The organism is Kribbella kalugense, from assembly GCF_004365875.1.
In the GTDB taxonomy this organism is placed as follows: Bacteria; Actinomycetota; Actinomycetes; order Propionibacteriales; family Kribbellaceae; genus Kribbella; species Kribbella kalugense.
The window spans coordinates 364,935-390,767 of sequence record NZ_SODF01000001.1 but is presented as its reverse complement, the minus strand read 5'-3'; the positions used below and the strand labels follow the sequence as shown (position 1 = coordinate 390,767).

The 25,833-nt window shown below is 67.9% G+C and carries 26 protein-coding genes; 6 read left to right on the top strand and 20 right to left on the bottom strand.

Annotated features, from left to right (window positions below; all coding sequences use genetic code 11):
* The 9 genes from EV650_RS01900 to EV650_RS01860 all read right to left on the bottom strand — a co-directional run bounded on the left by EV650_RS01900 (position 1) and on the right by EV650_RS01860 (position 8,643).
* Positions 1-234, bottom strand: coding sequence for a DUF6167 family protein (locus EV650_RS01900; protein WP_134114694.1), 234 nt, complete (start codon positions 232-234; stop codon positions 1-3).
* A complete protein-coding gene (locus tag EV650_RS01895; protein WP_130388436.1) occupies positions 231-641 on the bottom strand; it encodes a DUF948 domain-containing protein in 411 nt (136 codons plus the stop codon). Before EV650_RS01895 ends, EV650_RS01900 begins: the two co-directional genes overlap by 4 nt.
* Before the next feature lie 806 nt (positions 642-1,447).
* Complete coding sequence (locus tag EV650_RS01890; protein WP_134114692.1) at positions 1,448-1,756, bottom strand: nuclear transport factor 2 family protein; 309 nt, start codon at positions 1,754-1,756, stop codon at positions 1,448-1,450.
* Complete coding sequence (locus tag EV650_RS01885) at positions 1,753-3,144, bottom strand: replication-associated recombination protein A (protein ID WP_202874305.1); 1,392 nt, start codon at positions 3,142-3,144, stop codon at positions 1,753-1,755. Before EV650_RS01885 ends, EV650_RS01890 begins: the two co-directional genes overlap by 4 nt.
* A 57-nt stretch (positions 3,145-3,201) precedes the next feature.
* On the bottom strand, positions 3,202-4,152 hold the full coding sequence (locus EV650_RS01880) for a hypothetical protein (RefSeq protein ID WP_134114690.1): 951 nt from the start codon (positions 4,150-4,152) through the stop codon (positions 3,202-3,204).
* Complete coding sequence (locus EV650_RS01875; RefSeq protein ID WP_134114688.1) at positions 4,149-4,400, bottom strand: hypothetical protein; 252 nt, start codon at positions 4,398-4,400, stop codon at positions 4,149-4,151. The genes EV650_RS01880 and EV650_RS01875 overlap by 4 nt, the downstream gene beginning before the upstream one ends.
* A complete protein-coding gene (locus EV650_RS01870; protein ID WP_134114686.1) occupies positions 4,397-5,029 on the bottom strand; it encodes a VC0807 family protein in 633 nt (210 codons plus the stop codon). Before EV650_RS01870 ends, EV650_RS01875 begins: the two co-directional genes overlap by 4 nt.
* A 70-nt stretch (positions 5,030-5,099) precedes the next feature.
* Positions 5,100-7,802 (bottom strand): preprotein translocase subunit SecA, encoded by a 2,703-nt coding sequence (locus EV650_RS01865; RefSeq protein WP_134114684.1) that lies wholly within the window; start codon positions 7,800-7,802, stop codon positions 5,100-5,102.
* A gap of 19 nt (positions 7,803-7,821) precedes the next feature.
* Positions 7,822-8,643 (bottom strand): GNAT family N-acetyltransferase, encoded by an 822-nt coding sequence (locus EV650_RS01860; RefSeq protein ID WP_134114682.1) that lies wholly within the window; start codon positions 8,641-8,643, stop codon positions 7,822-7,824.
* A 107-nt stretch (positions 8,644-8,750) separates the two neighbouring features.
* On the opposite strand from EV650_RS01860, the gene EV650_RS01855 reads away from it, so the two are divergent.
* Positions 8,751-9,344, top strand: a complete 594-nt coding sequence (locus EV650_RS01855; protein WP_202874303.1) for an AMIN-like domain-containing (lipo)protein — start codon at positions 8,751-8,753, stop codon at positions 9,342-9,344.
* Between the two features lie 69 nt (positions 9,345-9,413).
* Here EV650_RS01855 and EV650_RS01850 read toward each other — a convergent pair whose 3' ends face one another.
* The 4 genes from EV650_RS01850 to EV650_RS01835 all read right to left on the bottom strand — a co-directional run bounded on the left by EV650_RS01850 (position 9,414) and on the right by EV650_RS01835 (position 15,024).
* The gene (locus tag EV650_RS01850; protein WP_134114680.1) at positions 9,414-11,432 is read right to left on the bottom strand and encodes a GxGYxYP domain-containing protein; all 2,019 of its coding nucleotides are present in this window, start codon (positions 11,430-11,432) and stop codon (positions 9,414-9,416) included.
* A gap of 185 nt (positions 11,433-11,617) precedes the next feature.
* On the bottom strand, positions 11,618-12,343 hold the full coding sequence (locus tag EV650_RS01845) for a hypothetical protein (protein WP_134114678.1): 726 nt from the start codon (positions 12,341-12,343) through the stop codon (positions 11,618-11,620).
* A gap of 11 nt (positions 12,344-12,354) precedes the next feature.
* Positions 12,355-14,415 carry a M64 family metallopeptidase gene (locus EV650_RS01840; RefSeq protein WP_166677991.1) on the bottom strand — a complete coding sequence of 687 codons (2,061 nt, stop codon included), beginning with the start codon at positions 14,413-14,415 and terminating at the stop codon, positions 12,355-12,357.
* Between the two features lie 93 nt (positions 14,416-14,508).
* The gene (locus EV650_RS01835) at positions 14,509-15,024 is read right to left on the bottom strand and encodes a hypothetical protein (RefSeq protein WP_134114674.1); all 516 of its coding nucleotides are present in this window, start codon (positions 15,022-15,024) and stop codon (positions 14,509-14,511) included.
* Positions 15,025-15,104: 80 nt separating this feature from the next.
* Between EV650_RS01835 and EV650_RS01830 the strand changes: the two genes are divergently transcribed.
* Positions 15,105-15,773 (top strand): class I SAM-dependent methyltransferase, encoded by a 669-nt coding sequence (locus EV650_RS01830; protein ID WP_134114672.1) that lies wholly within the window; start codon positions 15,105-15,107, stop codon positions 15,771-15,773.
* Here the strand turns inward: EV650_RS01830 and EV650_RS01825 are convergent, their stop codons facing one another.
* Genes EV650_RS01825 through EV650_RS01815 form a run of 3 tightly spaced genes read right to left on the bottom strand, consistent with a single transcriptional unit; the run spans position 15,774 to position 17,034 of the window.
* Positions 15,774-16,127 (bottom strand): GntR family transcriptional regulator, encoded by a 354-nt coding sequence (locus EV650_RS01825; protein WP_134114670.1) that lies wholly within the window; start codon positions 16,125-16,127, stop codon positions 15,774-15,776.
* A 21-nt stretch (positions 16,128-16,148) separates the two neighbouring features.
* Positions 16,149-16,577, bottom strand: a complete 429-nt coding sequence (locus EV650_RS01820) for a VOC family protein (protein ID WP_134114668.1) — start codon at positions 16,575-16,577, stop codon at positions 16,149-16,151.
* A 31-nt stretch (positions 16,578-16,608) separates the two neighbouring features.
* Positions 16,609-17,034 (bottom strand): helix-turn-helix transcriptional regulator, encoded by a 426-nt coding sequence (locus EV650_RS01815; protein WP_134114666.1) that lies wholly within the window; start codon positions 17,032-17,034, stop codon positions 16,609-16,611.
* Positions 17,035-17,108: 74 nt separating this feature from the next.
* On the opposite strand from EV650_RS01815, the gene EV650_RS01810 reads away from it, so the two are divergent.
* From EV650_RS01810 to EV650_RS01800, 3 genes are all read left to right on the top strand, one after another.
* Positions 17,109-17,780, top strand: a complete 672-nt coding sequence (locus tag EV650_RS01810; RefSeq protein WP_134114664.1) for a class I SAM-dependent methyltransferase — start codon at positions 17,109-17,111, stop codon at positions 17,778-17,780.
* A gap of 79 nt (positions 17,781-17,859) precedes the next feature.
* The gene (locus EV650_RS01805; protein ID WP_238173968.1) at positions 17,860-18,414 is read left to right on the top strand and encodes an RNA polymerase sigma factor; all 555 of its coding nucleotides are present in this window, start codon (positions 17,860-17,862) and stop codon (positions 18,412-18,414) included.
* The gene (locus EV650_RS01800) at positions 18,411-19,220 is read left to right on the top strand and encodes a hypothetical protein (RefSeq protein ID WP_134114662.1); all 810 of its coding nucleotides are present in this window, start codon (positions 18,411-18,413) and stop codon (positions 19,218-19,220) included. Before EV650_RS01805 ends, EV650_RS01800 begins: the two co-directional genes overlap by 4 nt.
* 42 nt (positions 19,221-19,262) lie before the next feature.
* Here the strand turns inward: EV650_RS01800 and EV650_RS01795 are convergent, their stop codons facing one another.
* From EV650_RS01795 to EV650_RS01780, 4 genes are all read right to left on the bottom strand, one after another.
* Positions 19,263-20,201, bottom strand: a complete 939-nt coding sequence (locus EV650_RS01795) for a glycoside hydrolase family 19 protein (protein WP_238173967.1) — start codon at positions 20,199-20,201, stop codon at positions 19,263-19,265.
* A gap of 101 nt (positions 20,202-20,302) precedes the next feature.
* Positions 20,303-22,078, bottom strand: a complete 1,776-nt coding sequence (gene aspS, locus EV650_RS01790) for an aspartate--tRNA ligase (protein ID WP_134114659.1) — start codon at positions 22,076-22,078, stop codon at positions 20,303-20,305.
* Positions 22,075-23,406 carry a histidine--tRNA ligase gene (gene hisS / locus EV650_RS01785; protein WP_134114657.1) on the bottom strand — a complete coding sequence of 444 codons (1,332 nt, stop codon included), beginning with the start codon at positions 23,404-23,406 and terminating at the stop codon, positions 22,075-22,077. The genes aspS and hisS overlap by 4 nt, the downstream gene beginning before the upstream one ends.
* Positions 23,403-24,092: an MBL fold metallo-hydrolase gene (locus EV650_RS01780; RefSeq protein ID WP_134114655.1), complete on the bottom strand. Its 690-nt coding sequence runs from the start codon at positions 24,090-24,092 to the stop codon at positions 23,403-23,405. Before EV650_RS01780 ends, hisS begins: the two co-directional genes overlap by 4 nt.
* 246 nt (positions 24,093-24,338) lie before the next feature.
* Here EV650_RS01780 and EV650_RS01775 point away from each other — a divergent pair, with 246 nt between their 5' ends.
* Positions 24,339-25,565 (top strand): DUF349 domain-containing protein, encoded by a 1,227-nt coding sequence (locus EV650_RS01775; RefSeq protein WP_134114653.1) that lies wholly within the window; start codon positions 24,339-24,341, stop codon positions 25,563-25,565.
* The last annotated feature ends 268 nt before the right edge of the window (positions 25,566-25,833 follow it).

The following is a 25,833-nucleotide window of genomic DNA, read 5'->3' as shown; positions in this document are numbered from 1 at the left end:
TTACCGGTAGTCCTCACGATCGTTTGCCTCGATGCCCAGAGCATCCCTCAGCTCGGTCTCCCGCTCGGCCATGCCCTCGCGGACCTGGTCGCCGAAGTGCCGGACCGCGGCGGCCAGCTTGGCCGCGGACTCCTGCATACCCTCCGGGGCGAGCACCTTCGCGCGCTTCTTCAGCCTGGTGACGGCGTACACGCCGACGGCGATCCCGATGATCAGCCAGATGATCCGCTTCACCGTTTCCGCGCCTTCCGCTCGGCCTTCATCTCTTCCTTGACCCGCCGGGACACGTCCTTGCGCTGCTGCTCACCGAGCGCGCGGCGCACGCCGTACGTGAACGCGGCGGCCTTCACCAGCGGGCCGCCGGCGGTCGCGGAGAACAGCGACATCAGCGCGGCCGCGTTGGTGGTCACCGTCGTCGCGTTGTCGGTGATCGTGTCCACCTTCGCCAGCTGGGCGTTCGTGGTCGCCACCGTGGTGGTCACCTCGCCGAGCAGCGGAACGCTGGAGTCGGAGACGCCCTTCACCATGATCCGGGTCTCGTCGAACACCTTGCCGAGCTTGAGGATCGGATAGGCCAGCAGACCTACCAGGATGAGCAGCGCGCAGGCAGCTATCAGCCCCGCGACTTCACCGACGCTCATGGAAACGATCCGCCTTCCCGTAGCGACCCCGTTTGTGACGTTCTGGACCGACCGACCTTATCGCGCGGCATTACCGCACTCCGCTCCAGGACACCATCCCTCACATCACAGTCGCTCACCAAACCGGGTCAACCGGTCGGTGACGTGTCCGTCGCAGTGGGTTGTGCGGGAGTTGGCGTCGGGCTGGGCGACGGGCTGGGGGTCTGCGGCGGCGTGGTCGCGGGGGTCGACGGGGTCTGGGACGGCGTCGTGCTCGGTGCTGGCGTGGTTGGTGCTGTCGTGCTTGGTGTCTGGCTTGGTGCGGGTGTGCTTGGTGCCGGCGTTGTCGGTGCGGTCGGTGTGGGAGTTGTGGTGCTGGGTTCGGTCGGTGATGCGCTTGGCCGGCTGGGGGTCGGGCTTGGTATCGGGCTGCTCTTACTCGTTGATGGGGCTGCCCACGGCGGCGCCGGCGTACTCGATGTGACGGCCGGCGACCCGCTCGGGATCGGCACCAACGGCTTACCCACCGGGAGGGACGGTCTCGTGCCCGACCTCGACGTACCTTGCGTTCGCTCGACCGTCGGAACGGACGAGTTGGACTCCGGGACCTGTGTGCTCGAGGTGTCACGCGATCCGGACGGGACGAAGTACCACGCCCCGAGGATCGCGATCGCAACCGCCGCGACCGCCCCCAGCTTCAGGACCAGTGGGCGCCGGCGACTGTGCCGCGCTCCGAACTTCCGTGCATGCCGACCTAGATGGAACTGCCTCACAACGCAAAAACCTTTCGCCCCCAGGCCGAGAAGGAGCCTACCGAGTCGAACGCTTCAATCGAAGCTCACCGTGAGTGCCTGAACGGCGCCATCGGGTGCCCATCGCAGCTCCATCGAGCCGGTGCCACCGCCCGACCAGCGGAAACGTGCCAGTTCGTCGCCGTCCTCGACCAGCGTCATCGTCTCGGCCGGCGGATTTTCCCGGTACGCCGCGGCGATCGCCGTCCGACCTTCGAACGGGCCGACCGGAATGGCGACGAATCGCATCGTCGCGTCCGGGGCGAACCGCCCGGCGAACGTGTCCCAGTCGCCGGTCCTAACCGCCTGATTGAAGGCGGCAACATGATCGGCGGCCCGGGTCATTTGCGGTCTCTGAGGATCTTGCGGATGGCCGCGACGCGGTCGGCGTACGCCGCTTCGCCGCCGCGACGAGTCGGGTTGTAGTAGTCGGTGCCGTCGATCACGTCCGGGGCGTACTGCTGCGGTACGACGCCGCGCGGGTCGTTGTGCGAGTACTGGTACGCCGAGCCGTGGCCGAGCTTCTTGGCGCCGGCGTAGTGAGCGTCCCGCAGAGCCGGCGGGACCGGGCCGACCTTGCCGGCCTTCACGTCCGCGATGGCCGCGTCGACGGCCATGATCACCGCGTTGGACTTCGGGGCGAGGGCGAGCGCGACGACTGCCTGCGCGAGGTTGATCCGGCCCTCCGGCATACCGATGAACTGCACCGCCTCGGCCGCCGCGACCGCGACCCCGAGCGCGGTCGGATCGCCCATACCGATGTCCTCACTGGCCGAGATCACCAGCCGCCGGGCGATGAACCGCGGGTCCTCCCCCGCCTCGATCATCCGGGCCAGGTAGTGCATCGCCGCGTCGACATCCGATCCCCGGATCGACTTGATCAACGCGGACGCAACGTCGTAGTGCTGATCCCCGGCCCGGTCGTACCGCACCGCGGCACGATCAACAGCCGTCTCCAACGTCTCCAGATCAATCAACGCCGGCTCGGCATCGTCTTGTTGCCCAGTGTGCTTGGCGCGGGCTCCGCCGGCCGCGGCTTCCAGATAGGTGAGCGCCCGGCGCGCGTCTCCCCCGGCCATCCGGAGCAGGTGGTCCCGAGCGTCCTCCGCCAGCTCGAACTCGCCGTTCAGCCCTCGCTCGTCGGCGAGCGCCCGGTCCAGCAGTACGGCGATGTCGTCGTCCGTCAGCGACTCGAGCGTCAGCAGCAGACTGCGCGACAACAGCGGAGAGATCACCGAGAAGAACGGGTTTTCCGTGGTGGCTGCGACCAACGTGACCCAGCGGTTCTCCACACCAGGCAGCAGCGCGTCCTGCTGAGCCTTGGTGAACCGGTGAACCTCGTCGATAAAGAGGACGGTCTCGACCGTGCCGGTCCCGCGGGACAGGTCTCGCCGCGCCCCGTCGATCACCTGGCGTACGTCCTTCACGCCGGCCGTGACCGCCGACAGTTCGACGAACTTCCGGTTGGTCTGATGCGACACCACCGCCGCGATCGTCGTCTTCCCGGTCCCCGGAGGACCCCACAGCAGCAGCGACATCGGCTGGTCACCCTCCACCAGCCGCCGCAACGGCGAGCCGGGCGCCAGCAGATGCTGCTGCCCCACCAACTCGTCCAGACTCCGAGGCCGCATCCGCACCGCCAACGGAGCCGCCGTATGGTCCGCGTCCGCCAAACTCCCGCCCCCACGAGCCGGAGCCGGCACACCCGGAAGATCAAACAACCCGTCACTCACCCCAGCAGCCTAACCAGCCGCACCGACATCCGGTCGAGGACGCCTGCTCGGCCGGCGCTAGCGGTCCGGTCCCGGACGCCGGTCGGCGGCGTTCCGAAGGGCGCGGTTGTCGCGGCGCGTGACAGGCGGGCCGGTACCAAGGGTGCCGATCAGGTCGTTGCGGACCGACCGGAGCTGTGCCTGGGCCGGATCGAGCCGGGACGCGACGGTATCGCTGTGGTCCCGCCAGTTGGCCATGGTCTCCTTCATGTACAGCGCGAAGGCAGGTGCCTTGAGCGCGAGGTCGGCCCAGTGCGGTGCCCCGGTGAGGTCCACGCCCAGGCTGTACGCGGTGTACGTCGAGGTGAGCCGCACCTGCTGCGCGAACGCCGCGCGCCGGCTGATCGGCGCCTCCTGTCTCCGGGCCAGGTCGCGGCGGTCGTCCATCAACCGCTGACCCTGGCGAACCAGCTCGTCGCCCGCCTCGCGCAGCGGCGCACTCACCCGGACCTGCGCACCCTCCGCGATCACGTCCCGCAGGAGACTCGCGCGGGCCAGCCGGGTCAGGGACTGCCCGAGCCAGTCGTTGTCGCGCTCCGGCAGGACCGCGCGCCCGCCGTACGCGTCCTCGAAGTCCTCACGGAGGTCCGCGACGGTCGTCGTCGGCATCGTCCGGCCCTCCAACGCGGCCCGGCTGACCGCCTGGGCGGAGGCCTCCTCGAGGCTGACGCCCCACTCGTTCTTGGGGTCGAAGCACAGCTCGGCCGCCGTCACCAGGATTTGTTCGGCGTCCGATCCCTCCGGATCCAGGCGTACGTCGTCCAGCTTGAGCTTGCGCCACCAGTCCATAAGCCTGTCCGCGGTCCGCCGAGCCCGATCGGTATCCCCTGCCGGGAAGGACTGCTCGTACCGGTCGAGGGCCAGTAAGGCCTCGGTGGCGAACATGTCCACCACCTGCTGTGCCGCCGCGAGTTCGTCCCGACCGGGCTCGCTGACGGGCTCGCGCCGGCCGAAACCCCAGCGCGTCATTGCCTGCCGTCCAGCTCGGCCTGGACGTCCTCGATCGCCTGCGCCCGGACCCGCAACCGGTCGAATTCCGCGGACAGTTCCCTGTCGGCCGGCTGATAGTCCGCGCCGTCCGCGGCCCCGACCGGCACGTACCACCAGTGGTCGGCGTACCAGGTCGGTCCCACCTCGGTCCCGGCGAGCAGCGGCTTCGCCTCGCCGGTCCGAATCAGTTCACGTACGACGTCTGCCGAAAGGTGTCCGTCCGTCATCCAACGACTGTAGGACGCCCGGGGGCGAACACGCGGTGCCATGTGCCGGTGCGACGGAGCAGCACGTGCGTCGGGATCTGCAGTACGACGATGGTCAGCACTGTGATGACCGGGTCGGTCGCGGGTACGACGGAGATCGGCAGTGTGTAGGCGAGGACGATCCGGATGACCGCGTCGAGGATCGCGGCGATCCCCCAGCACACCGTGATCCACTTCCAGGCCGTCCGGAAGGCCTCGTTGGTGTCCCACAGTTCGTCCATCACGGCGGCGCGGCGGGCGAACATCGCCCGGGTGACGGTGTAGGTGAGGGGCCGCGGATGGCGGAGCGACCACAGCGTGATGCCGGCGAACGGCAGGCTGATCCAGGCGTTGCGGACGAGCAGCAGCCGCGCGTCACCGCCGAGGACCGCGACGACCGCGCTCCCGACCATGCTCAGGACGACCGCCATGCCGACCAGGTCGGTACGACGTTCGCGCACCAGCGAGACCGCGGAGCTGATCAGTCCGGGTACGACGCCGGCGAGCAGAGCGGTCAAGTTGCTCGCACCGAGCGCCTTCAGTCCGTAGAAGAGCGCGAGGGGCAGGCCGATGTCGACGACGAGGAGCCAGGGGCCTTTGTGCGTGGGCATGTCCAGAGCGTCGCCCACCAAGCCGCCGGTCCGCATCGAGCCGACGGCTGTGCACCCCTAGACCAAAGTCTCAGTCCTTCTTCTTGGACTTCTCGTCGTCATCGCCGGCTTCGGCTTCGTCAGCGTCTTCAGAGTCATCCGAGTCGTCGGCGTCGCGGAGTTCCTCCGGGAGGTCGTCCTCGTCGAACTCCTCGTCGAGGATCTCCTCCGGCTCGGACACCGACTCCGGCTTGATCGCGTTCCGCAGCCGGCCGAGGATCCGGTCCGCCTCGGTGCCGAACGGGTTGTCGTTGATCAGGTACGTCCAGGTCGCGGTCGGCCGCGGAATCCCGCTGGCCTCCTCGTCCAGTCCGTCGGCCGTGATCTCCGCCGTACCGAACGTCTCCGCCGCGTCCTTCCAGGAGTCCTCGATCAGCGAGTCGAACGACGCGATCGCGGACTTGTTGAACTCGTCGATCGGCTTCAGGTGCACGATTCCGCCGGCCAGCGACCGCAGGTGGATGCCCTCGCGCAGATCCGCCAGGTAGGCGAGGTGGTCGGTCCACCGCCGGTCCAGGTGCCCGAGCGCGATCCGGCGGGCGGCGTCCTTCACGACGTCCTCGCCGATCTCGTCGACCAGTTCGTCGTACCGCTCCTTGGCGCGCTCGGCGAGCTCGGTCGCGGCCAGGTCCTCGGTCAGAACCTTCTCGCGGGTCTCGAGCAAGATCGCCCGCTGCTGACCGGTCAGCCGGTTGTACTGCCAGGTGGTCCGGTGCAGCTCGGCGTTCGCGCCGTCGGCGACCCGCTGCGCGTGCTCGAGCATCGCGACCGACTTGCGGTCGGTCAGCCGCCCGGTGTCGTCCGGGTGCGGCCGCAGACCGGACGAAACGGAGTACCGCGTGACCAGCTCGTCGGCGAGCGAGGCGAAGAAGAGCGTGCCGCCCGGGTCGCCCTGCCGTCCGGCGCGACCACGGAGCTGGTCGTCCAACCGCCGCGACGCGTGCAGACCGGTGCCGATCACGTAGAGGCCACCGAGCTCGATGGCCTTCTCCTTGTCCTTGGACTCGTCCCGGCCGCCGAGCCGGATGTCGGTACCGCGGCCGGCCATCTGCGTCGACACCGTCACGGTCCCCGGTACGCCGGCTTCGGCGATGATCGCGGCTTCCTCGGCGTCGTTCTTCGCGTTCAGTACGACGTGGGTGATCTCCGCGGCCTCGAGCTTGTCGCTGAGCTGTTCGGACTCCTCGACGCTGTGGGTGCCGATCAGGATCGGCCGCCCGGACTCGTGCACGACGCCGATGTGCTTGACCAGCGCCTCGTTCTTCTGCTCGACGGTCAGGTACAGCCGGTCCTGGTCGTCCTTGCGGACGTTCGGCTTGTTCGGCGGTACGACGGCCACGTCGACCTCGTAGAACTCCTGCAGCGACTCCCCGACGACAACCGCCGTACCGGTCATGCCGCAGAGCGTCTTGTACCGCTTGACCAGCGCCTGCACGGTGATGCTGTCCAGCACCTCACCGGAGTCGCTGACCGGCACGGCTTCCTTCGCCTCGACGGCAGCCTGCAGACCGTCGGGCCAACGCTGCAGCTTCGCGACGCGGCCGCGGTTGTTGTTGATCAGGCTGACCTTGCCGTCCCGGACCAGGTAGTCGACGTCGCGACGCAGCAGTACTTCGGCATGCAGGGCGACATTGATCTGGGTCAACCGGTCCACGTTCTCGTCCGCGTAGAGGTTGAACTCCGGCTCGGCCACCACGTCCGCGGTCACCGAATCCGTCTCCGAGTCACCGCCCGCCGCATCCTCAGTCGCGTCCTCGGTCACCGCGTCCTCGGTCGCGTCCTCAGTCGCGTCCTCGGTCACCGCGTCCTGAGTCGCCGACTCATCAGTCTCCGAGCTGCCGGTCTCCAGGTCATCGGCCGCCGCCGCCTCGCTTGCTGCCGCCTCGCTTGCTGCCTCCTGGGCCCTGGCGCCGAGGGCCTGCTCGACCTTGTCGGTACCACGGTCCGTCAGCGCGACCGTCCGCCCGTCGCCGTCGATCTCGTAATCGACCCCGGCCCGCAGGGTGCGGACGATCTGTACGACGTCGTCGTCCAGCGCCTCGGTCCGGGTCGCGCCGGCCAGCACCATCGGCACCCGGGCCTCGTCGATCAGCACCGAGTCCGCCTCGTCCACCAGCGCCACGTCCGCCTCGACCGTGACCCGGTCGGCCACGTCGGTCACCAGCCGATCCCGCAGTACGTCGAAACCGATCTCGTTGACCGGGACGTAGCAGACCTCGGCCTGGTACGCCTCCCGCCGCTCCTCGGGCGTCGACACCTGGCCGACGTGCGACACGGTGACGCCGAGCAGCTCGTACACCGGGCCCATCCACTCGGCGTCGCGCTTGGCCAGGTAGTCGTTCACCGCCAGCACGTGCACCTTGCGGCCGCCGATCGCGTACCCGGCGGCGGCGATCGCACCGGCCAGCGTCTTGCCCTCACCGGTCGCCATCTCGACGATCCGGCCCTGCAGCATCGCCAGCGCACCGACGACCTGGCCGTCGAACGCCCGTTCGCCGATCGCCCGGTTGGCCGCTTCCCGGGCCAGCGCGAGGAACTCGATCTGCTCGTCCTCGTGCAGACCACCGGTCGTGCGCAGCTCCTCGACCGACTCGGTGAGCTCCTCGTCGGTCAGGGGCTGGACAGATTCCTCCGCCTCGCCGACCAGCTGGGTGAGCCGTTCGTACGGGCCGAGATCGATCGAGCCGGGGCGCTGCAGCAGCCGGCGGAAGCGGGAAGCGATTTTCAGGGCCATGATCCGGAAACGTACAGCCTCAGCTGGTCGTTCCGCTCGTCAGGTCAGGTGTCCATTCGTACGGTGTCGTGGTTGTGACCGCGTGGAGACCGAGCTTCTGCAGGATCGGGCGGGAGTCCTCGGAGGCGTCCACCCGGAGGAACTCGTAGCCGCGGTCCTTCGCCAGCCGGGCGCGGTGGACGAGCAGCGTGCTGTACAGCCCCTGCCGCCGCCACTCCGGCAGCGTCCCGCCGCCCCAGAGACTGGCGAACCCGGTCCCCGGATGGAACCGGATCCAGGCAGCCGACACCGCCGGCCCGTCCGGCCCCTTCAGCGCATCCTCGACCAGGAACACAGACAACCGGTCCGGGAACATCCGCGCCTCCCCCTGCAACTGCTCGACGATCCGCGCCAACCCGCTGTCCCAGAGCGTGTCGGTCAGTACGGCGATCCGGTGGAAGTCTGCTGGTCCGTCGGCCTCCCGCAGCCGCACCTTCGACGGCAACGCCGACGGCCGCTCCAGGATCCGGTCCACCTCGCCGAGGATCAGCGTCTCCCGCTCCTCCTTCGTGAACCCGGCCCGGACCAGCCGGTCACCGAGATCCGCCGGCTCGTCGTACGCGTACGTCTTCCACTCGAACGGCAGCCCCCGCTCCCGGAAGAACGCCAACTCCGCCGCGATCACCGCGTCCGGGTCATCGCCCAGCCCACGCGGCGTCTCGACGAACCCGGCTCCCTCCGGCCCCTCGACGTACGAGCGGTGCACCAGGCCGTCATGTTCCTGCTTCCAACCAGGAATGGCATCCGCGTCCGGCAACCGGATCCGGCGGTGGAACACCTCGAGCAGCTCATCAGGGGTCATCCGCACATCGTGCCCGATCGACTACCTGAAATCACCGGGATAAAAAGTAAACCAGTTGGCAACTGGTGTCGTCCAAGTAAGTGTCCTCACAGAGGGGGGAACACCTCATGAACATCCACCACATCACACCCAAGACGATCTTCGCCGCACTCGCGGTGATGGCTGTCCCCGCGGCCGCCTTCGCCGCACCGGCACTGAGCGGATCGTCCACCGCCCCCCGCACCGCTACGGTCGCCGCCGCTTCCTGCCCGAGCGGTTGGGGATCATTGCCCGAGGCAAACAAACGGATGACGCAGGCGCCGGTCACGAACGTCCGCACCGGCCGGCACGCCTGCTACGACCGGCTCGTCGTCGACATCCGCGGTCGCGCACCCGGGTACGACGTCCGTTACGTCAATGCCGTCTACACCGACGGCGCCGGCCACCTCGTCCCGCTCCGCGGTGGCGCGAAACTGCAGATCGTCGTCCGCGCGCCGGCGTACAACTCGGCCGGCAAGGCGACGTACTCACCGAAGAACGGCAGGGAGCTGACCAGTGTCGCTGGGTACAGCACGTTCCGCCAGGTCGCCTTCGCCGGCACCTTCGAGGGGCAGACGACGATCGGGCTCGGCGTCCGCGCCAGGCTTCCGTTCCGGGTCTACACGCTGGCGGGGCCGGGATCGAACACCCGCTTGGTGATCGACGTCGCGCACCACTGGTAAGCCCCCACCCCGCGGTCGCCCGGTTTCCCCCGCCGGGCGACCGCCTTCCTACAATCAGGACCGCGCCTTCTACAGCACGCGATTGAGCAGGTCGAAGAAGGTGTTCCCGAGCAGCAGTTCGTACGGGTCGCCGAGCAGGCCGGCCAACTCCGCGACGTCCGACGGAGTCCAACCCCACGCATTGACGCCGCCGGAGATGAACAACGGGCTCGCACCGTCCCACTGCGCGACCCGGGCGTCCAGCGCCGCCTTGTACTCGGTGGCATTACCGGGTGCGCCCCACTGCCCGACGATCGGCAGACCGCCCTGGCGGACGGCCAGCAGATCGCCGTCCCAGGTCTGCATGATCCCCTTCAGCGGCGTGTACGTCGCGAACCCATGGGCGATCTCCTCCGACAGCAGCACCCACTTGTCGTTCTCGCGGCTGCTGTACGAGTAGACCAGGTCCATCCCGGTCCGGCGCAGTACAGAGCCGGTCAGCTTCAGGTACTGCGTGAACTCGTCGGGGACCCACGAACCCGGGTACGTGTAGCCCGCACCCGACGGACCGCAGACCAGCAGGTCGTTGGCCGTCGCAGTCCGCTGGTAGTGACTGAACAATCCCGGACCGGTCTCCAGCAGCAGCGGACTGATGGTCCAGTTGGCCGGCGCGTCGCCACGCTTCGGGTCGTCCCACAGGTCGCGCAGGTGCCGCTGGCAGTACTGGATGTTGTCGCCCTCGCCGAAGGTCAGCGTCAGGTAGACCTTGTTCTTCGGCTTGCTGATCCGGCGGACAGGCCGGGGCTTCTCCGAGATCGGCGCGGTGAAGCCGGCGTGGACGGTGCCGTTCATGTAGAAGTCGGCCGCGATCACGGGCGAGCCGCCCTTGGACGCCAGATCGACTCCGTCCCACTCACCAGACACGTCGTTCGCGAACCAGCCCATGTACGGAGCGAGCGTGGGCCACTTGGCGTAGTGCTCGATCAGCAGGTCGCCCGTCGCACCGCCCGGCGGTAGCCAGCTCACCAGGGCTTTGGTGGCCACCACGTAGTCACGGAAGTACGCGAACGGTTCGACGCGGGTGGGCGATGTGTCCGTGGCACTGACCAGGTACTGGTTCCACATCTCCACGGTGACGACGAGGGACGTCGTACCCGCCGGTGGTTCGAAGCGGTAGATCCAGTAGTTGCCGCCGTCGGCGAATCGGTTGGCCTCACCACCGATCGACGAGTGCGAGCCGTCGAACAGGTACGGCGCCTCCTCGGGGGCACCCGGCTCGAAGCGGGCGAACTCGGCGCCGTTCGCCGTCACCACCACGTGACGCACCGACGCACCCCAGCCGTCGTCGGTGAACGAGTCCGCGAACCGGACGTACACGGCCTCCTTGCCGAGCTTGGCCGAAACGTCGAGGTTGTAGGTGCCGCGGTTCGACGAGTCGCGGATCTGCTGGGTCTCGCGGGCGATCTCCTGCCAGACCACACCCTCGACGTCGACCACCTGGGTCGGCGGCAGGCCGGCCAGCAGCTTCTTGGTGACCCGCGGGAACAGGTTGTCCAGCTGCCACCGGTAGGTCTTCACCCGGTCGTCGTCGAACATCCCGCGCAGGTCCTTCACGATCCGCAGACCGTGCGCCTTGGCCTGATCCGCGTCGGCGACGACCGCGTTCTCGAGACCTGCCAGCGTGGTGGCGACGTTCAGCGAGTCCGGTACGGCGGGGTCGTGCACGATCGCGCCCCGGATCCGGTTGCGGTACTTCGCGACCAGATCCAGCGGGTTCTTGTAGAGCTTGGTCGGCAGCCGCATGTCGGTCAGCCACTTGGCGTCCGGGATGCTTTGGGTCCCGGTGTCGTAGATGAAGTACAACTCGGGCTCGGTACGGTTGACGACGCCTTGCAACGTTGTCAGCAGGGTCTGATCTGCCCCACCGATTTTGCTGACGTCGCCGTAATCCAGGTGTTTCGGGCGGTTGAACACCGGCAGCAGCCGAGCGGGGCTGCCGGACGTCGATGAAACTGCAGCCTGTGCAGTAGTTGCGAAGCCCGGGATGAACCCCAGACCCCCCACCGTCACCGCACCGCTGCCCGCCAGGAACGCTCGTCTCGAAACCATCGTGACCACTCCCTGAGGTTGACATCGATGTCAAATCTGGCCGGACAGTAACAACGCCGAGACGGTGTGTACAGATCTCGTTACAACGTTGGCCGATAAATCTGGAATCGTTTCCGCGCGACTGGCGACACGCAACGGGGTCGGTGAACAAGCTATTGCTTGTTCACCGACCCCGTTGGGTGTGGTCAGCGGCCGGTGCCGGTGCGGCCGCCGCGAGACTCGATCGACTCGGGCAGGGTGGATTCGGGCAAGCCGACTAGTTCGGCGACCTGGGTCAGGCGGCCTTCGAACTGGGTTCCCAGGGGTGCCGCTCCGAGGTGGTCGGACGCGGTCGGCTCGTCGATGCGGTGCAGGCGGACGTGGATGCCGCCGCGGGTCTGTTCGGTGACGTCGCTGGCAGGAACGCGAGCGGTGAACTCGTAGATCTCGCGTGGCGTCACGTTGTGGCCGCGCAGCTCCTCCGGGCCTTCTGGACTCGGGAAGGAGCGTTGGGTGTTCGGGTCCGCGACGGTCCCGGCGTGCAGCAGCCGGTCGTGGTACGTGACCTCGTAGGCGTCGGCGCCGTGGAACGTCGTCGACTGCGCAAGCGGTCCGTCGACCAGGTGGCTGTCGACAACCGTGAGCCGATCGCCGCGCACCCTCATCCGCAGACGTACGTACTGCTCGCGACGCCCGCCGGTCTGCGCAGCCTGCTGATCCGGCCAACTGTCGACCTGTTGCGCCGGCACCGCAGCAGTCCGGTCGTAGGCGGCCTTCGCGGACCTCGTCGGGTCCGGACGGACCGGGTCGCCTTTCACTGGACCGGCGTACGGCGGTACTGCGGCATGCTGCCGGCGGACCTCTCCGGCCGGCGCCTTCATCGGCCTACGGTCGCGCTTGGAAGAACGCTCTGTGCCTTTGGGATGCTTCATCGTCGGGCTCCTTACCAGTTCCGGCCGTAGCGGTAGTTGTGGATCCAGCGGTAGTAGATGCGATCCAGCGTGATGCCACGACGCCCGTCGATGACACCGAACCAGTCGGTGTTGTGCACGTACAGCTGCGGCCGTCCGCCGCGTCCGGTCATCCGGGCCGGCTCGAACCGGTCCGCCGAGCCCAGGTTCCACTCCCCGACCCAGTCACCGACGTAGTCGGCCTTCAGCTCGATCCCCGAGCTCAGCATCCGCCCGAGGTACTCCGTCGACCAGTCCTGGTCGTTCCACACCCACAGGTCGCATTGACCCGATCCGTCGATGTCGGCCGCGAAGAACTCGTCATGCCGCCCCAGACCGTCCCAGCCCGGTACGTCGCCGTCGTACCGGTGGACGTACGCCAGTCCGGACCCGGTCGACCGGAACATGCCGAGGTAAGCCATCGCCCAGTCGTCCCCGTTGAACACGAACACGTCGCTCTTGCCGTCGCCGTCGAAGTCGCCGAGGATCAGCCGGTCGTGCTGCGCCAGACCGCCCCACCCCGGGATGTCGCCGTCGTACCGCTGGATCATCGAGTACCCGTTGGCGCTCGCGTCGAACAGGCCGACGTACGCCATCGACCAGTCGTCGCCGTTGAAGATCGCGAGGTCGTCGGTGCCGTTCCCGGTCAGGTCGCCGACGAAGAACTCGTCGTGCCTGGCCAGTCCGCCCCAACCGGGGATGTCGCCGTCGTAGCGCTGGCTGACCCAGAACCCGGTGCCGGTCGAGCGCAGCAGGCCGACGTACGGCATCGACCAGTCGTCGGTGTTCACCACGACCAGGTCGTCGCTCCCGTCGCCGTTCAGATCGGCCACCAGGAACCGGTCGTGGGCCGCGAACCCACCCCAGCCGGGGATGTCGCCGTCGTACCGCGCCACCAGCCGGAGGCCGCCGGCGCCGTCGGACTTCAGCAGGCCGAGGTACGGCATCACCCAGTCGACGCCGTTGAAGATCGCCACCTCGTCGGTGCCGTCGCCGTCGAAATCGCCGACGTACACCTGGTCGTTCGGCATGAACTGCCACGAGCCCGGGACCCGTTCGACGGCGCTGAAGCTGTGCTCGAGCGCCGTACCGTCGGCGCGGAACAGCTGGATCGACGTGCCGTGGTGCAGCAGCAGGTCGCTGCGGCTGGTGCCGTAGAAGCGGCCGGCGTAGGCGTTGCGGAACGTGTGCTCGGTCTCGTGGTCGCGAGCGGTCTTGATCGACGTGTAGCAGACCGGGCAGTACGGCGGTGTGTTGCCGTCCATCCGGCAGTTCTCGACGGGCCGGTAGATGCCGGTGTTCGACGTACCGCCGCCCTCGAACAGGCCGACGTCGGTGTTGCTGTTCCAGGTGGACGGTCGTGGGCCGTTGTTGTAGTTCGCGCCCGCGCCGATGCCGGTCGGGAGCGGTGTGGTCGGCGCGATCAGGTTGGCCCACTTGGTGGTCGCCCGGTCGGTGATCGTGGTCAGGTTGATCCAGCCTTGCTCGCCACCGGAGTACGCGCCGCCGGCGGAGTACTCGTCGGCGAAACCGCCGATCCCGTGGCCGAACTCGTGCGCGATCACGGTCCAGTTGACGCCCATCGGCACGTGCGCCCGGCCGCCGCCTCCGCAGCCGCCGTAGTTGGGGTTGTTGAGTACGACGAGCAGCTCGTTCCAGTCCGGCACCCACTTGTTCAGCGCGGCCTGGATCCGGGCCTCGGTGTCCGTCCCGTACTCGAGCCAGCAGTGCGCCCACGACCCGCTGAAGATCATCCCGAGCGCGGTGTCGTGGACCGTCTCCGACGCGATGGTGTCGTCCGACGGGTCGGTCGGTGTGCCGTGCTCGTCGTACGTCCGGGTGCTGACTCCGGAGTCGACGGAGTCCAGATTCACCCGGTAGATGTTGTACGCCGACGCGTCCTCACTGAAGTAGTCGTGCCCGAAGACGCCATCGATGAGCGTCGTCTGCACCCAGCTGTTGAACGCGACCTGATCAACCGCGGTGAACCCGTCCCCCAGCACCGCGATGTTCCGTTTCACCCCAGGTGGCCCTGCCTTTCGCAGCACAGTCATGCTGTCAGCCATTGCTCCCCCTCAGACAGCGGTGTCCCCTACGAACACCCCTACCAAAGCGGAGGTCAGGTCGGCGCGCGGTGATACAGGCGGTCAGGCGGCCGGCGGTTTGCGGCGGGGAAAGCGGGAGCGGAACTTGCCGTCGTACTCGAGGTGGATGTAGCCCGAGGAATGCACTCCCACCGCAACGAATCCGACCAGCAGGAACACGATCCCCGCGGCCATGGAGATGTGCCAGAAGGCTGCGGTGAGGCCGACGAACGCGGTGCCTTGGGCGACTGCCTTGGCGACGGCGACGAGTCGTGACTTGGTCACCCGCTGGCGGTATGCCTCCTGGCGGTTGAGGACCAGGAGCGCCGCGAGCAACGGGATCGAGACGGCGAACGCGATGACGCACACGGTCGCCGCCAGGTCGAGCGATGAGGTCGACAGGAACGGCTGTACGACGACCAGGCCGGCAGCGCCCAGCCCGCCGTAGATCAGGTTCGACTGCCGGATCCACTCTTCCTGGGCCGCCGGGTCCGAGGTGGCCTGCTCGACCTCCTGCTGAATGCGCTCGGCCTCCGCCTCAGCTTCCCTGCGGTGTGACTGCTGCGTCTGGTCGTCCATCTGCCCATCCTCGCTCGATCGCCGCTTGTCGTCCGAATTCGAGTGGTCAGCCGGACTACGGCCAGACATAGTAAGCGTTCGTGAGCTACTACCACGCCGAACACGAGGCGGCGTACCAACGGCTCAAGCAACAGGGCCTAACCCAATGGAGCGCCCTCTTCGGCGAGACCGAGTCGTTCGACGCCTTCCCAAACCGCCCGTTCCTCGAAGACGCCCTGACTCGACTGGAGTTGCCGGCTGGGGCCGACGTACTGGAGTACGGGTGTGGGACCGGTCCGGCGGCGTGCTTCCTCGCCGCACGAGGCTTCCAGGTCGACGCGATCGACCTCATCCCGGAGGCGATCACGCTGGCCCGCCGGTTCGCCCGCGAACGCGGCCTCGACATCAACTTCAGCGTCCAGGACGTCTGCGCGATGGGAGCCGGCAGCAAGCAGTACGACGTCATCCTGGACAGCTACTGCCTGCAGTCGATCGTTACCGACCCCGACCGGGTCAGCGTGCTGGCCGCCGTACGCGCCCGGCTGAAGCCCAGCGGCTACTACATCCTCTCCACAGCGATGTATGAACCAGACCGCGTCTACGAAGACAACTTCCGCTACGACGCCACCACCGGAATCTGCTCCCAGTCCGATGGCAAGCCCCACCGCCGCCACCTACGACCTGCGGCTTTGCGAGCCGAGCTGGAGACTGCCGGCTTCCGCGTCATCGCTCAGGAAGGCCCGCACCAGGGCGACCTCATCTGCTGCTAGTCACCAGGCGCGGTGGAGGATTTCGGTGGCTTCGGCGAGGCTGATGCCGGCTCGGCGGGCGGTTCGGGCGAAGGCAGTCGCGGCGGCTCGGGTTTGTTCGTCGTCCACCTGGCTGCGGGAGGCGAGGACGAAGGTGCCGTTGCGGCCCCGGGTCTCCACCAGGCGATCCGCTTCCAGCTCTTTGTACGCACGGGCAACCGTGTTGACCGCCAGCCCCAGATCGCCGGCCAACTGACGCACGGTCGGCAGCCGAGTGCCCTGAGCCAGCTCGCCGGCGCGGATCAACGCCTCGATCTGCGAGCGCACCTGCTCGTACGGCGGCGTGATGCCGACCGGATCGACTGTGATGTCCATCCGGTCAGCATGCCGCAATCGTCAGGTGAAGTCCTCGGCGGTGTAGGCCTTCTGCTCGACCAGGACGAGCCAGTTGCCGGAGTTGTCCCGCAGTACCGCCTCCACGCCGTACGGCCGATCCGCCGGTTCCTGGATGTACTCGACCCCCCGACCGGTCAGCTCAACGAACGTCTTCCGGCAGTCATCGGTCGCCAGTCCGACCCCGTGCATCGACCCCTTCGCCATGATCCGCCGAATCCACCCGGCCGACTCCTCGTCCATCGGCGGCCCGGGCAGCATCAGCGCCAGCTCGAGCTCAGGATGGTCGGCCTGATGCACCGTGCACCAGCGGAAGTCCTCGCTGAGGGTGATGTCCTCGCCCAGCTCGAACCCGAGCTTCTCGGTGTAGAACGCCTTCGATTCGTCGACGTCGTTCACGTAGACCGTCACCAGGCTGACGTTGGTGATCACAGTTCCTCCTTCAGAGTCCGTGGGTACGACGCTAAGCCTCCGACTCCCCCGCCGGCTTCTCCGGAATTGCGGAGTTCAGCCCGAGCATGAACACGAAGCACCCCGGGATCCGCGCGCCCGTCTGGGTCCGCTGGTACTGCGTCGGCGTCATCCCCACCAGCTCGGTGAACCGCTGCGAGAACGACCCCAGGCTGCTGTACCCGACCATCGCGCAGACCTCGGTGACCGTCAGGTTGGTCGCCCGCAGCAGGTCCGTCGCGCGCTCGATCCGGCGACGGGTCACGTACTGCATCGGCGTCTCGCCGTACGCCGCTGCGAAGCACCGCAGGAAGTGGTACTTCGAGACTCCGGCCGCGGCCGCGAGACCGGTCAGGTCGAGCGGGTCGGCGTAGTTGCGGTCGGCAACATCTCGTGCCCGCCGCAGGTGCGGCAGCAGCTCGACCGGTACGACTGTCACCTCAACGACCCTAGAGACTTTCGGCCGCTACCGAAAGACTCGCAGCCGCCCCACCCCGGCAGAACACTGAACGTATGAGAGTCGGACAAGGTGGTAACGGGCCGGGACCGCTCACACCGGACGGCAGCGCGGTCGAACTCTACGAAATCACGCAGATACACGGCGAGGACGAGCTGATCAGCGCCGCGATCGAGCCGGGCAGCAACATTCTCGAGCTCGGCTGCGGGACCGGCCGCGTCACTCGGCCGCTCCTCGCGCGAGGGCACCACGTGGTCGCCGTCGACGAGTCACCGGACATGATCGCCCGAGTCAGCGAAACCGAGACGATCTGCTCGACGATCGGCGACCTCCGGCTGGATCGGCAGTTCGACCTCGTCCTGATGATGTCGTACCTGATCAACGTCGCCGACGACGCGGAACGCCTGCGCCTCCTCCGAACCTGCGCGCACCACGTCCGCCCCGGCGGCTCCGTGATCCTCCAGCAGCAGACCCCGGGCATGCTGCGCGGTCCGGCCGTGATGGTGAACGAGCAGCGCCGGATGGAAATCTCCGACGTCGAGGAACTCCCCGGTAACCGCCAGGCGGCGACGCTCACCTACACCATTGACGGCAAGACGTGGTCGCAGCGGATCCTCACCCAGAACCTCTCCGAGGACCAGCTGGCCGCCCAACTGGCCGAGGCCGGTCTGCAGCGCACCGGCTACCTCACCCCCGACAAAACCTGGGTCCGCGCACAACTGAACTGAAGCGCGGCAACCTCGCAGGGACCTACGGACCCTGCAAAGTATGACGATGACTTCGAGCCGGCCGGAAAAGCCTCCGCCCGTGCGCGACGGGGACTTGTGGGACGCCTTGCGTCGGCAGGAACCGGAGGCGCTCGGCGAGCTTTTCGGCCGGTACGCCGCCGCTGTGCATGCGTACGCCGTACGGCACACCGGCTCCTATGCGTACGCCGACGATGCCGTCCAGGCGACCTTCATGACCGCCTGGCGGTACTTCGCGCGCTCGGATCCCGGCCCGCTGAAGTACGAGACCGCGAAGCCGTGGCTGCTCGCGATCGCACGTAACGAGCTGCGCAACACCACTCGCGCCCGGCGCCGGCTGACCCAGTTCCTGCTGCGGCAACCCGCGCCCCTGCACCACCCCGACCACGCTGAGACCGTTGCGGCCAGGGTCGACTCGGAGGCGCATCTCGACGACGTTCGGAGAGCGCTCGCTGCGCTTCCCCAGCACGAACGCGAAACGATCGAGCTGGTCTATTGGGCAGAACTCTCGATCGCCGAGGCCGCCGCCGTGCTCGGTGTCGCCGAAGGCACCGTCAAGGCCCGCCTGTCCCGCGCCCGTCGCCGGCTGCCGGCCTTGCTGGAGGAGAACCGATGAACCTCACCACACCCCCGCCGGTCGAGCCCCTCGACCCCGAGTTCAGCACCGACCTACGCCACCACCTCGTACGCCGAGTCCGTAAGAAGCACCACCTTCCTTTCTGGATCCCCGTACTCGCAGCCGCCTGCGGTATCGCGATCGTCGTTGCCTGCGGCATCCTCATCGCGCGGCCCGGCGGACATGCGGGTCCGGCCGGACAACCGACGGCCGAGTTGACCGACCAGTCGCTCGACCTCGGCGCGGCCACCAGCACCCAAGCCCAGGCGTCCGCACGGTCCTGCCTGGCCAGCCTGTCCATCGGTCACCGGACCGACCCGATCCCGGCGAAGTCGCTCGACCCGAAGACCATCAAGCTTCGGTCCGCGCACTGGATCAAGGCGCTCGGGCTCCCTGGTCAGACCCGACAGCTGGTGCAGACGTTCAGCACCGCGAACGGTTTGTGGGTCTTCTGCGTCGACGGCAAGTGGCAGAGCTACGTGCAGGCCGGCGACGACCAAGGCAACCCCAGCGACGGGATCTACAGCTCGAGCCTGCAGTGGTCCGGTCTCCCAGACGCCTCGACGACCACCCTGCGGGCGTTCTTCTCCCTCACCAGCCGCCCCTCGGTGGCGCAGGTCGAAATACGGCTCCGTGGCGCCAGGGGGACCACGCCCTGGTCGGTCGCGAAGATCGTCGATGGTGCCGGCTACGTGGCGGCCGCTCTGCCCAGTCCGGCGTCTCAGCACGGCCCGGTGCAGGCGGACGTCCGCGCACTCGACAAGGCAGGCAACGTCGTCTACTCCGAGACCTTCAACGACAACTAGGCATATCGGCCGGACCCGCAGCGGGGTCCGGCCGACGCCCGGTCAGCCCAAACCGCCGCCGTTCTTGGCGAGGGTGGCGAATTGGGTGCGGGTTAGGTGGGTGGTGTCGCCCTTGAGTTTGGCTGGGCGCGTGCAGATGACGCCGGCCGGGATCGAGCCGGTCAGGTAGTTCAGGGCGCTCTTGAAGGAGTCGCAGCGGCGTTGGTCCTCGGCGCCGGCCGGGTAGCCGATGGCGGCGTTGACGCGGCCCATGTCGAGGTTGTCGGCGTACGGATTGATGTCGCGGGCAACGGTCCAGTACCAGCGCGCGATCGGCGCGCTCCACTGCAGCGACAGCGCCAGGTCCGGGTTGCCGAGCAGGTCGATGCCGAGGTACTGGCCGGCCGGGCCGTAGTTGAAGTCGCCGGTGAGCTGGATGTACCCGCGGCCGCCGTACAGCCGGGTGTCGCCGATCTCGCGGATGTTGTACTCCAGCCGCGACTCGTGCACCAGCGTGGCCAGGAATGCGGCCTTCCGGTACGGCGTGTTGATATTCGCATCCCGCATCGCCTGGTTGAGCGACGGCAGGCCGGTCTCGACGATCGACGGGTTCGCGATCCGGGTGCCGAACATCGCCTCTACGTCGGCCAGCGTGATGTCACCGGTCGGCGGTGGGTTGTCGTCACCACACACCGGTACGCCGGGCAACTGGTCCTCGGGGATCGCGACGTACACGACGGTCACGTAACCACCGAGCGCGGGCACATGCGCCCACCACGAACTGGTCCCGTCGGAGTTGCTGACGACGTCGCCCTGCTTCTGGCAGTCGACATCGATGGACGTCGGGCCGCTCAGCGTGCCGACGATGGCGGACGACAGGTAGGCGTCGGCGCGGACGTTCACGCCGCTGCCGTAGGTCTGGAAGACGGTCGCGTATGCCGGGACCACTGCGGCGAACGCGAGGCCTAGACCGGCAACAAGGGCAATGAGGAGACGACGCATGAGCACTCCTGGGGCGGTAGGAGAGGGCGGCGTCGTGAAAAGCTAACTAAGCATCTTCACGACACCGCCAGTTTCCTCCCAAACCCGGGAGAGCTCAACCCCTACTTCTCCTTGGACTCCGGCTTGGCGTCGACGCCGGCCTCCTTGCGCTGCTCCGGCGTGATCGGCGCCGGCGCGGCGGTCAGCGGGTCGAACCCACCGCCTGACTTCGGGAACGCGATCACGTCCCGGATCGACTCGGTCCCGGCGAGCAGCGCGGTGATCCGGTCCCAGCCGAACGCGATCCCGCCGTGCGGCGGCGCGCCGAACTTGAACGCGTCGAGCAGGAAGCCGAACTTCTCCGTGGCCTCCTCGTCGGTCAGTCCCATCACCTTGAAGACCCGCTTCTGCACGTCCTCGCGGTGGATACGGATCGACCCGCCGCCGATCTCGTTGCCGTTGCAGACGATGTCGTACGCGTACGCCAGCGCCGACCCCGGATCGGTGTCGAACGTCTCCATCGAGTCTGGCTTCGGCGACGTGAAGGCGTGGTGTACGGCGGTCCACGCACCGGACCCGACCGCGACATCGCCGGCGGCGGTCGCCTCGTCGGCCGGCTCGAACAGCGGCGCGTCCACGACCCACAGGAACGACCACGCCGACTCGTCGATCAGCCCGCCACGACGGCCGATCTCCAGGCGAGCCGCACCGAGCAGCGCCCGCGACGACTTGACCGGGCCGGCAGCGAAGAAGATGCAGTCACCCGGCTTCGCACCGACGTGGTCGGCAATACCAGCGCGCTCCTCGTCGGACAGGTTCTTCGCAACCGGCCCACCGAGCTCGCCGTCCTGACCGACCAGCACATAGGCGAGACCCTTGGCGCCGCGCTGCTTGGCCCAGTCCTGCCATGCGTCCAGCTGCTTCCGCGGCTGGTCCGCGCCACCCGGCATGACCACGGCACCGACGTACGGCGCCTGGAACACCCGGAACGGCGTGTTCTTGAAGTACTCCGTGCACTCGACCAGCTCGAGGCCCATCCGCAGGTCCGGCTTGTCGGACCCGAACCGCGCCATCGCCTCGCCGTACGTCATCCGCGGGATCGGCGTCTGTACGTCGTACCCGACGAGCTTCCACAGCGCGGTCAGGATCTCCTCGGACAGCGCGATCACGTCGTCCTGGTCGACGAAGCTCATCTCGACGTCGAGCTGGGTGAACTCGGGCTGCCGGTCGGCGCGGAAGTCCTCGTCGCGGTAGCAGCGCGCGATCTGGTAGTACCGCTCCATCCCGGCCACCATCAGCAGCTGCTTGAACAGCTGCGGCGACTGCGGCAGCGCGTACCAGCTGCCCGGCTGCAGACGAGCCGGCACCAGGAAGTCACGCGCGCCTTCCGGCGTGGACTTGGTCAGCGTCGGCGTCTCGATCTCGACAAAATCGTGCTGCGCGAGGACCTCGCGGGCGGCCTTGTTGACCTCGCTGCGCAGGCGAATCGCCGTACCAGGGCCCTGGCGGCGCAGGTCGAGGTACCGGTACTTGAGCCGGATCTCCTCGTTCACCGGCGTCGCGTGGTGCTCCTCGACCGGGAACGGCAGCGGCGCGGCCTCGTTCAGCACCTCGACCTCGGTCGCGATCACCTCGATCTCGCCGGTCGGCAGGTTCGGGTTCGCGTTGCCCTCGGGGCGCGGCGAGACCTCGCCGACGACCTTCAGGCAGTACTCCGAACGCAGCCCGTGCGCGGCCTCCTCGTCCCGGATGACGACCTGGACGGTGCCGGACGAGTCGCGCAGGTCCAGGAACGCCACGCCGCCGTGATCGCGCCGCCGCGCCACCCAGCCCGCCAGGATCACGGTTTGGCCGGCGTTCTCCGCGCGCAACGAGCCTGCGGAATGGGTACGGATCACGAGTTCTCCTCTTGCGTTTCGATCTGAGGGGTTAGGTCGGTCGCCGGCGGCGCCCAGGTCGCCGGATCGACCGGCACCTGCTCACCGCTACGGATGTCTTTCAGCTCGGGCCCGTTCTCGGTGCTGAACAACACGAACGGGATCCCCCGCCGGTCCGCGAACCGGATCTGCTTCCCGAACTTCGCGGCCGCCGGCGCCACCTCCACCGGAATCCCCCGCCCGCGCAGCTGGATTGCGGTCCGCATGGCCTCGGTCCGGTCTTCTTCGGAGTTGAGGGCAATCAGCACAGCAGTCGGCGTACTCCGGCTCGCCTTCAGCAACCCCTTGCTGATCAGCCGGTGCACCAACCGCGACACCCCGATCGAGATGCCAACCCCGGGGTACGTCGTCTTGCCGTCGGACGCCAGCGAGTCGTACCGGCCGCCGGAGCAGATCGATCCGTAGCCCTCGTCGCCGATCAGCTGGGTCTCGTAGACCGTGCCGGTGTAGTAGTCGAGGCCGCGGGCGATCTTCAGGTCGGCCACCAGCAGGCCGGGAGCGTGCTCGTTCGCGGCCGTCATGATCTGGGACAGCCGCTCGAGGCCCTCGTCGAGGATCTCGTTCTGGACGCCGAGCGCCCGGACCTGGTCGGCGAACGACGCGTCAGTACTCGAGATCTCGGCAAGTCGCAGTACCTGCTTGGCCGTCTCCGCGGACAGGCCGGCGGCGGTCAGCAGGTCGGTCACCTTGTCCGGGCCGATCTTGTCCAGCTTGTCGACGATCCGGAGCGCACCGGTGATGTCCTCGATGCCGAGGCCGCGGTAGAAGCCCTCCGGGATCTGCCGGGTGTTCACCTGGATCCGGAACGGCGGGATCGGCAGCTTGCGGAACGCGTCCGCGATCACCAGCGGCAGCTCGACCTCGTAGTGGAACGGCAGCTCGCCGCTGTCGATGATGTCGATGTCCGCCTGGGTGAACTCGCGGTAGCGGCCCTCCTGCGGGCGTTCGCCGCGCCATACCTTCTGGATCTGGTAGCGCCGGAACGGGAACGTCAGCTTGCCGCTGTGCTCGAGCACGTAGCGGGCGAACGGCACGGTCAGGTCGAAGTGCAGCCCGAGCGCCGCGTCTTCGTCAGCGTTCGCGGCAAGCCGTCGTACGCCGTAGATCTCCTTGTCGGCGTCCTCGCCCTGGTTGGACAGGCGCTCGACCGGCTCGACCGCACGGGTCTCGATCGACGCGAAACCGTGCAGCTCGAACGTCTCCCGGATCGTGTCGAGGAACTGCAGTTCGACAATGCGGTCTTGCGGAAGGAATTCGGGGAACCCGCTAAGAGGGGTCACCTTGCTCATAGTTGTGGAATCTCCAGGTCCTGCAAGTAGGGGTTGGTCGCCTTCTCCCGGCCGATCGTGGTCTGGCCGCCATGACCCGGCAGGACGACGATCTCGTCGCGCATCGGCAGGATCTTGGTGGCCAACGTATGCAGCATGGCCGGATGATCGCCGCCAGGCAGATCCGTCCGGCCGATCGACCCGGCGAACAACACGTCACCGGAGAAAAGAACCGCGGGTACTTCTTCCGGCCCGTCGTACGGCGTCGTGAACGTGACCGACCCCTTCGTGTGGCCCGGGGTGTGGTCGACGGTGAACTTCAGGCCGGCCAACTCCAGGCTCAGACCGTCCTTGAGCTCCGCGACATCGTCCGGCTCGGCGAACTCGTGGTTACCGCCCAGGAGCATTCGCGCGGTCTCCGGGCTGATGCCGGCCATCGGGTCCGCGAGCAGGTGCCGGTCATCGGGGTGGATCCAGGCAGTCGCGTCGTACGTCCCGCAGACCGGGAGGACTGAGAACATGTGGTCGATGTGACCGTGTGTAAGCAGCACGGCGACGGGTTTGAGCTTGTTCTCCCGGACGACCTGCTCGATACCGCTGGTCGCGTCCTGACCGGGGTCGACGACGATGCACTCCGCGCCCTGGCCGGTGGCGACGACGTAGCAATTCGTACCCCACGATCCCGCGGGGAACCCGGCGATGAGCACGACAAACCTTCCTGAAACGGTTCTGGACAGGGGCTGGACCACCCAAGGCTACCGGTCACTGTGAGCTGAGTTCGAGCCGGATTGTGACGCAACACCGTTGCGCCTGAGCTGGGAGTTTGTGATTGTTCAGGGATAAGCGTCGAGAAGGCAGCTCGACGCGCCCGCCAGGCCCTTGTTCGCACGGTTGGACCGGGGACTGACCAGAATGGGCATGAGCGCAGTACATACCGCCGGAAGGGGCGAGTTGTGGCCGGAGAGAGCTGGGGCCGGGTAGCGGAGGACGGAACGGTCTTCGTACGCACCAAGGACGGCGAACGGGCGGTCGGCCAGTGGCCGGACGCGAACCCCGACGAGGCGCTCGCCTTCTACACCCGCCGGTACGACGCTCTGGCGTTCGAGGTGGAGCTGCTCGAGCAGCGCGTCCAGGCGGGCACCGTGTCCCCGGACGACGCCCGAGCCGCGGTCAAGAAGGTCACCGGCTCACTCGAGGAGGCCCAGGCAGTCGGCGACCTCGACGGCCTACGCGCCCGGCTCGACGCGCTCACCCCTCTGGTCGCCGAGCAACGCGAACGGCGCAAGGCCGAGCGTGCTGCGAAGGTCGAGGAGGCGCGGTCCGCCAAGACCAAGATCGCCACCGAGGCCGAGACCATCGCCGGCGGCACCGACTGGCGGCACGGCGTAACCCGACTGCGCGAACTCCTCGACGAGTGGAAGGCACTCCCCCGGCTCGACAAGTCCAGCGACGACGAGCTGTGGCACCGGTTCTCTTCTGCGCGTACGACGTACACCCGGCATCGCAAGCAGCACTTCGCTGAGCTGTCCTCGAAGCGTGAAGAGGCCGCGGTCGTGAAGGAGCGGCTCGCGGCCGAGGCGGAGACGTTGGCGTCGTCGAACGAGTGGGGGCCGACTTCCGGCCGGTTCCGGGATCTCATGCGGCAGTGGAAGGCCGCTGGGCCGGCGCCGCGTGAGGTGGACGACAAGCTGTGGGCTCGCTTCCGTGCTGCGCAGGACCTGTTCTTCGGCGCGCGGGACGCAGTACAGGCCGAGGAGAACGCTGAGCAGGTGGACAACCTGGCGGCCAAGGAAGCGCTGCTGGTGGAGATCGAGGGCATGCTGCCGGTCTCGGATGCGAAAGCGGCGCGGGAGCAGTTGCGTGAGTACCTGGACCGGTGGGATCAAATCGGGAAGATCCCGCGCGACTCGATGCGCGCGGTCGACGGGCGGTTGCGGGCTGTTGAGCAGGCTGTGAAGTCCGCAGAGGACGAGGTCTGGAACCGCAGCAACCCGGAGGCGCGGGCTCGCGCGGAAGCCACGGTCAAGCAGCTCCAGTCGCTCATCTCCGATTTGGAGAAGCAGGCTGCCAAGGCGGAGTCGCAAGGCAACAGCCGCAAGGCCACTGAGGCGAGAGAAGCCATAGCCGCCCGCCGAGAATGGCTGACCCAAGCCCAAAACGCCCTCTCCGACTTCAGCTAACCGCGGGTTAGCCGCCCCACGCCCAACCGTGGCGGGTGAACGGACCGGTGCTGCCGGGGCCGCGCGAACCACAGGCGAGCGCTCGTGCCGACTCGCTCTCCGGTCGCTCATCCCCTGGCTGCAGGTTGTGGAAAACTTCTTGGCGGGAACGCATGACATCGGGGCCCCCGGGTGGGCCTGTGGACAACTTTGAGCATCGGATCGTGTCTTCGGGGATGCTGTCGGGATGCTTCCTGCTGACTTTCCGTATTACTTTTGTGGTATTCCG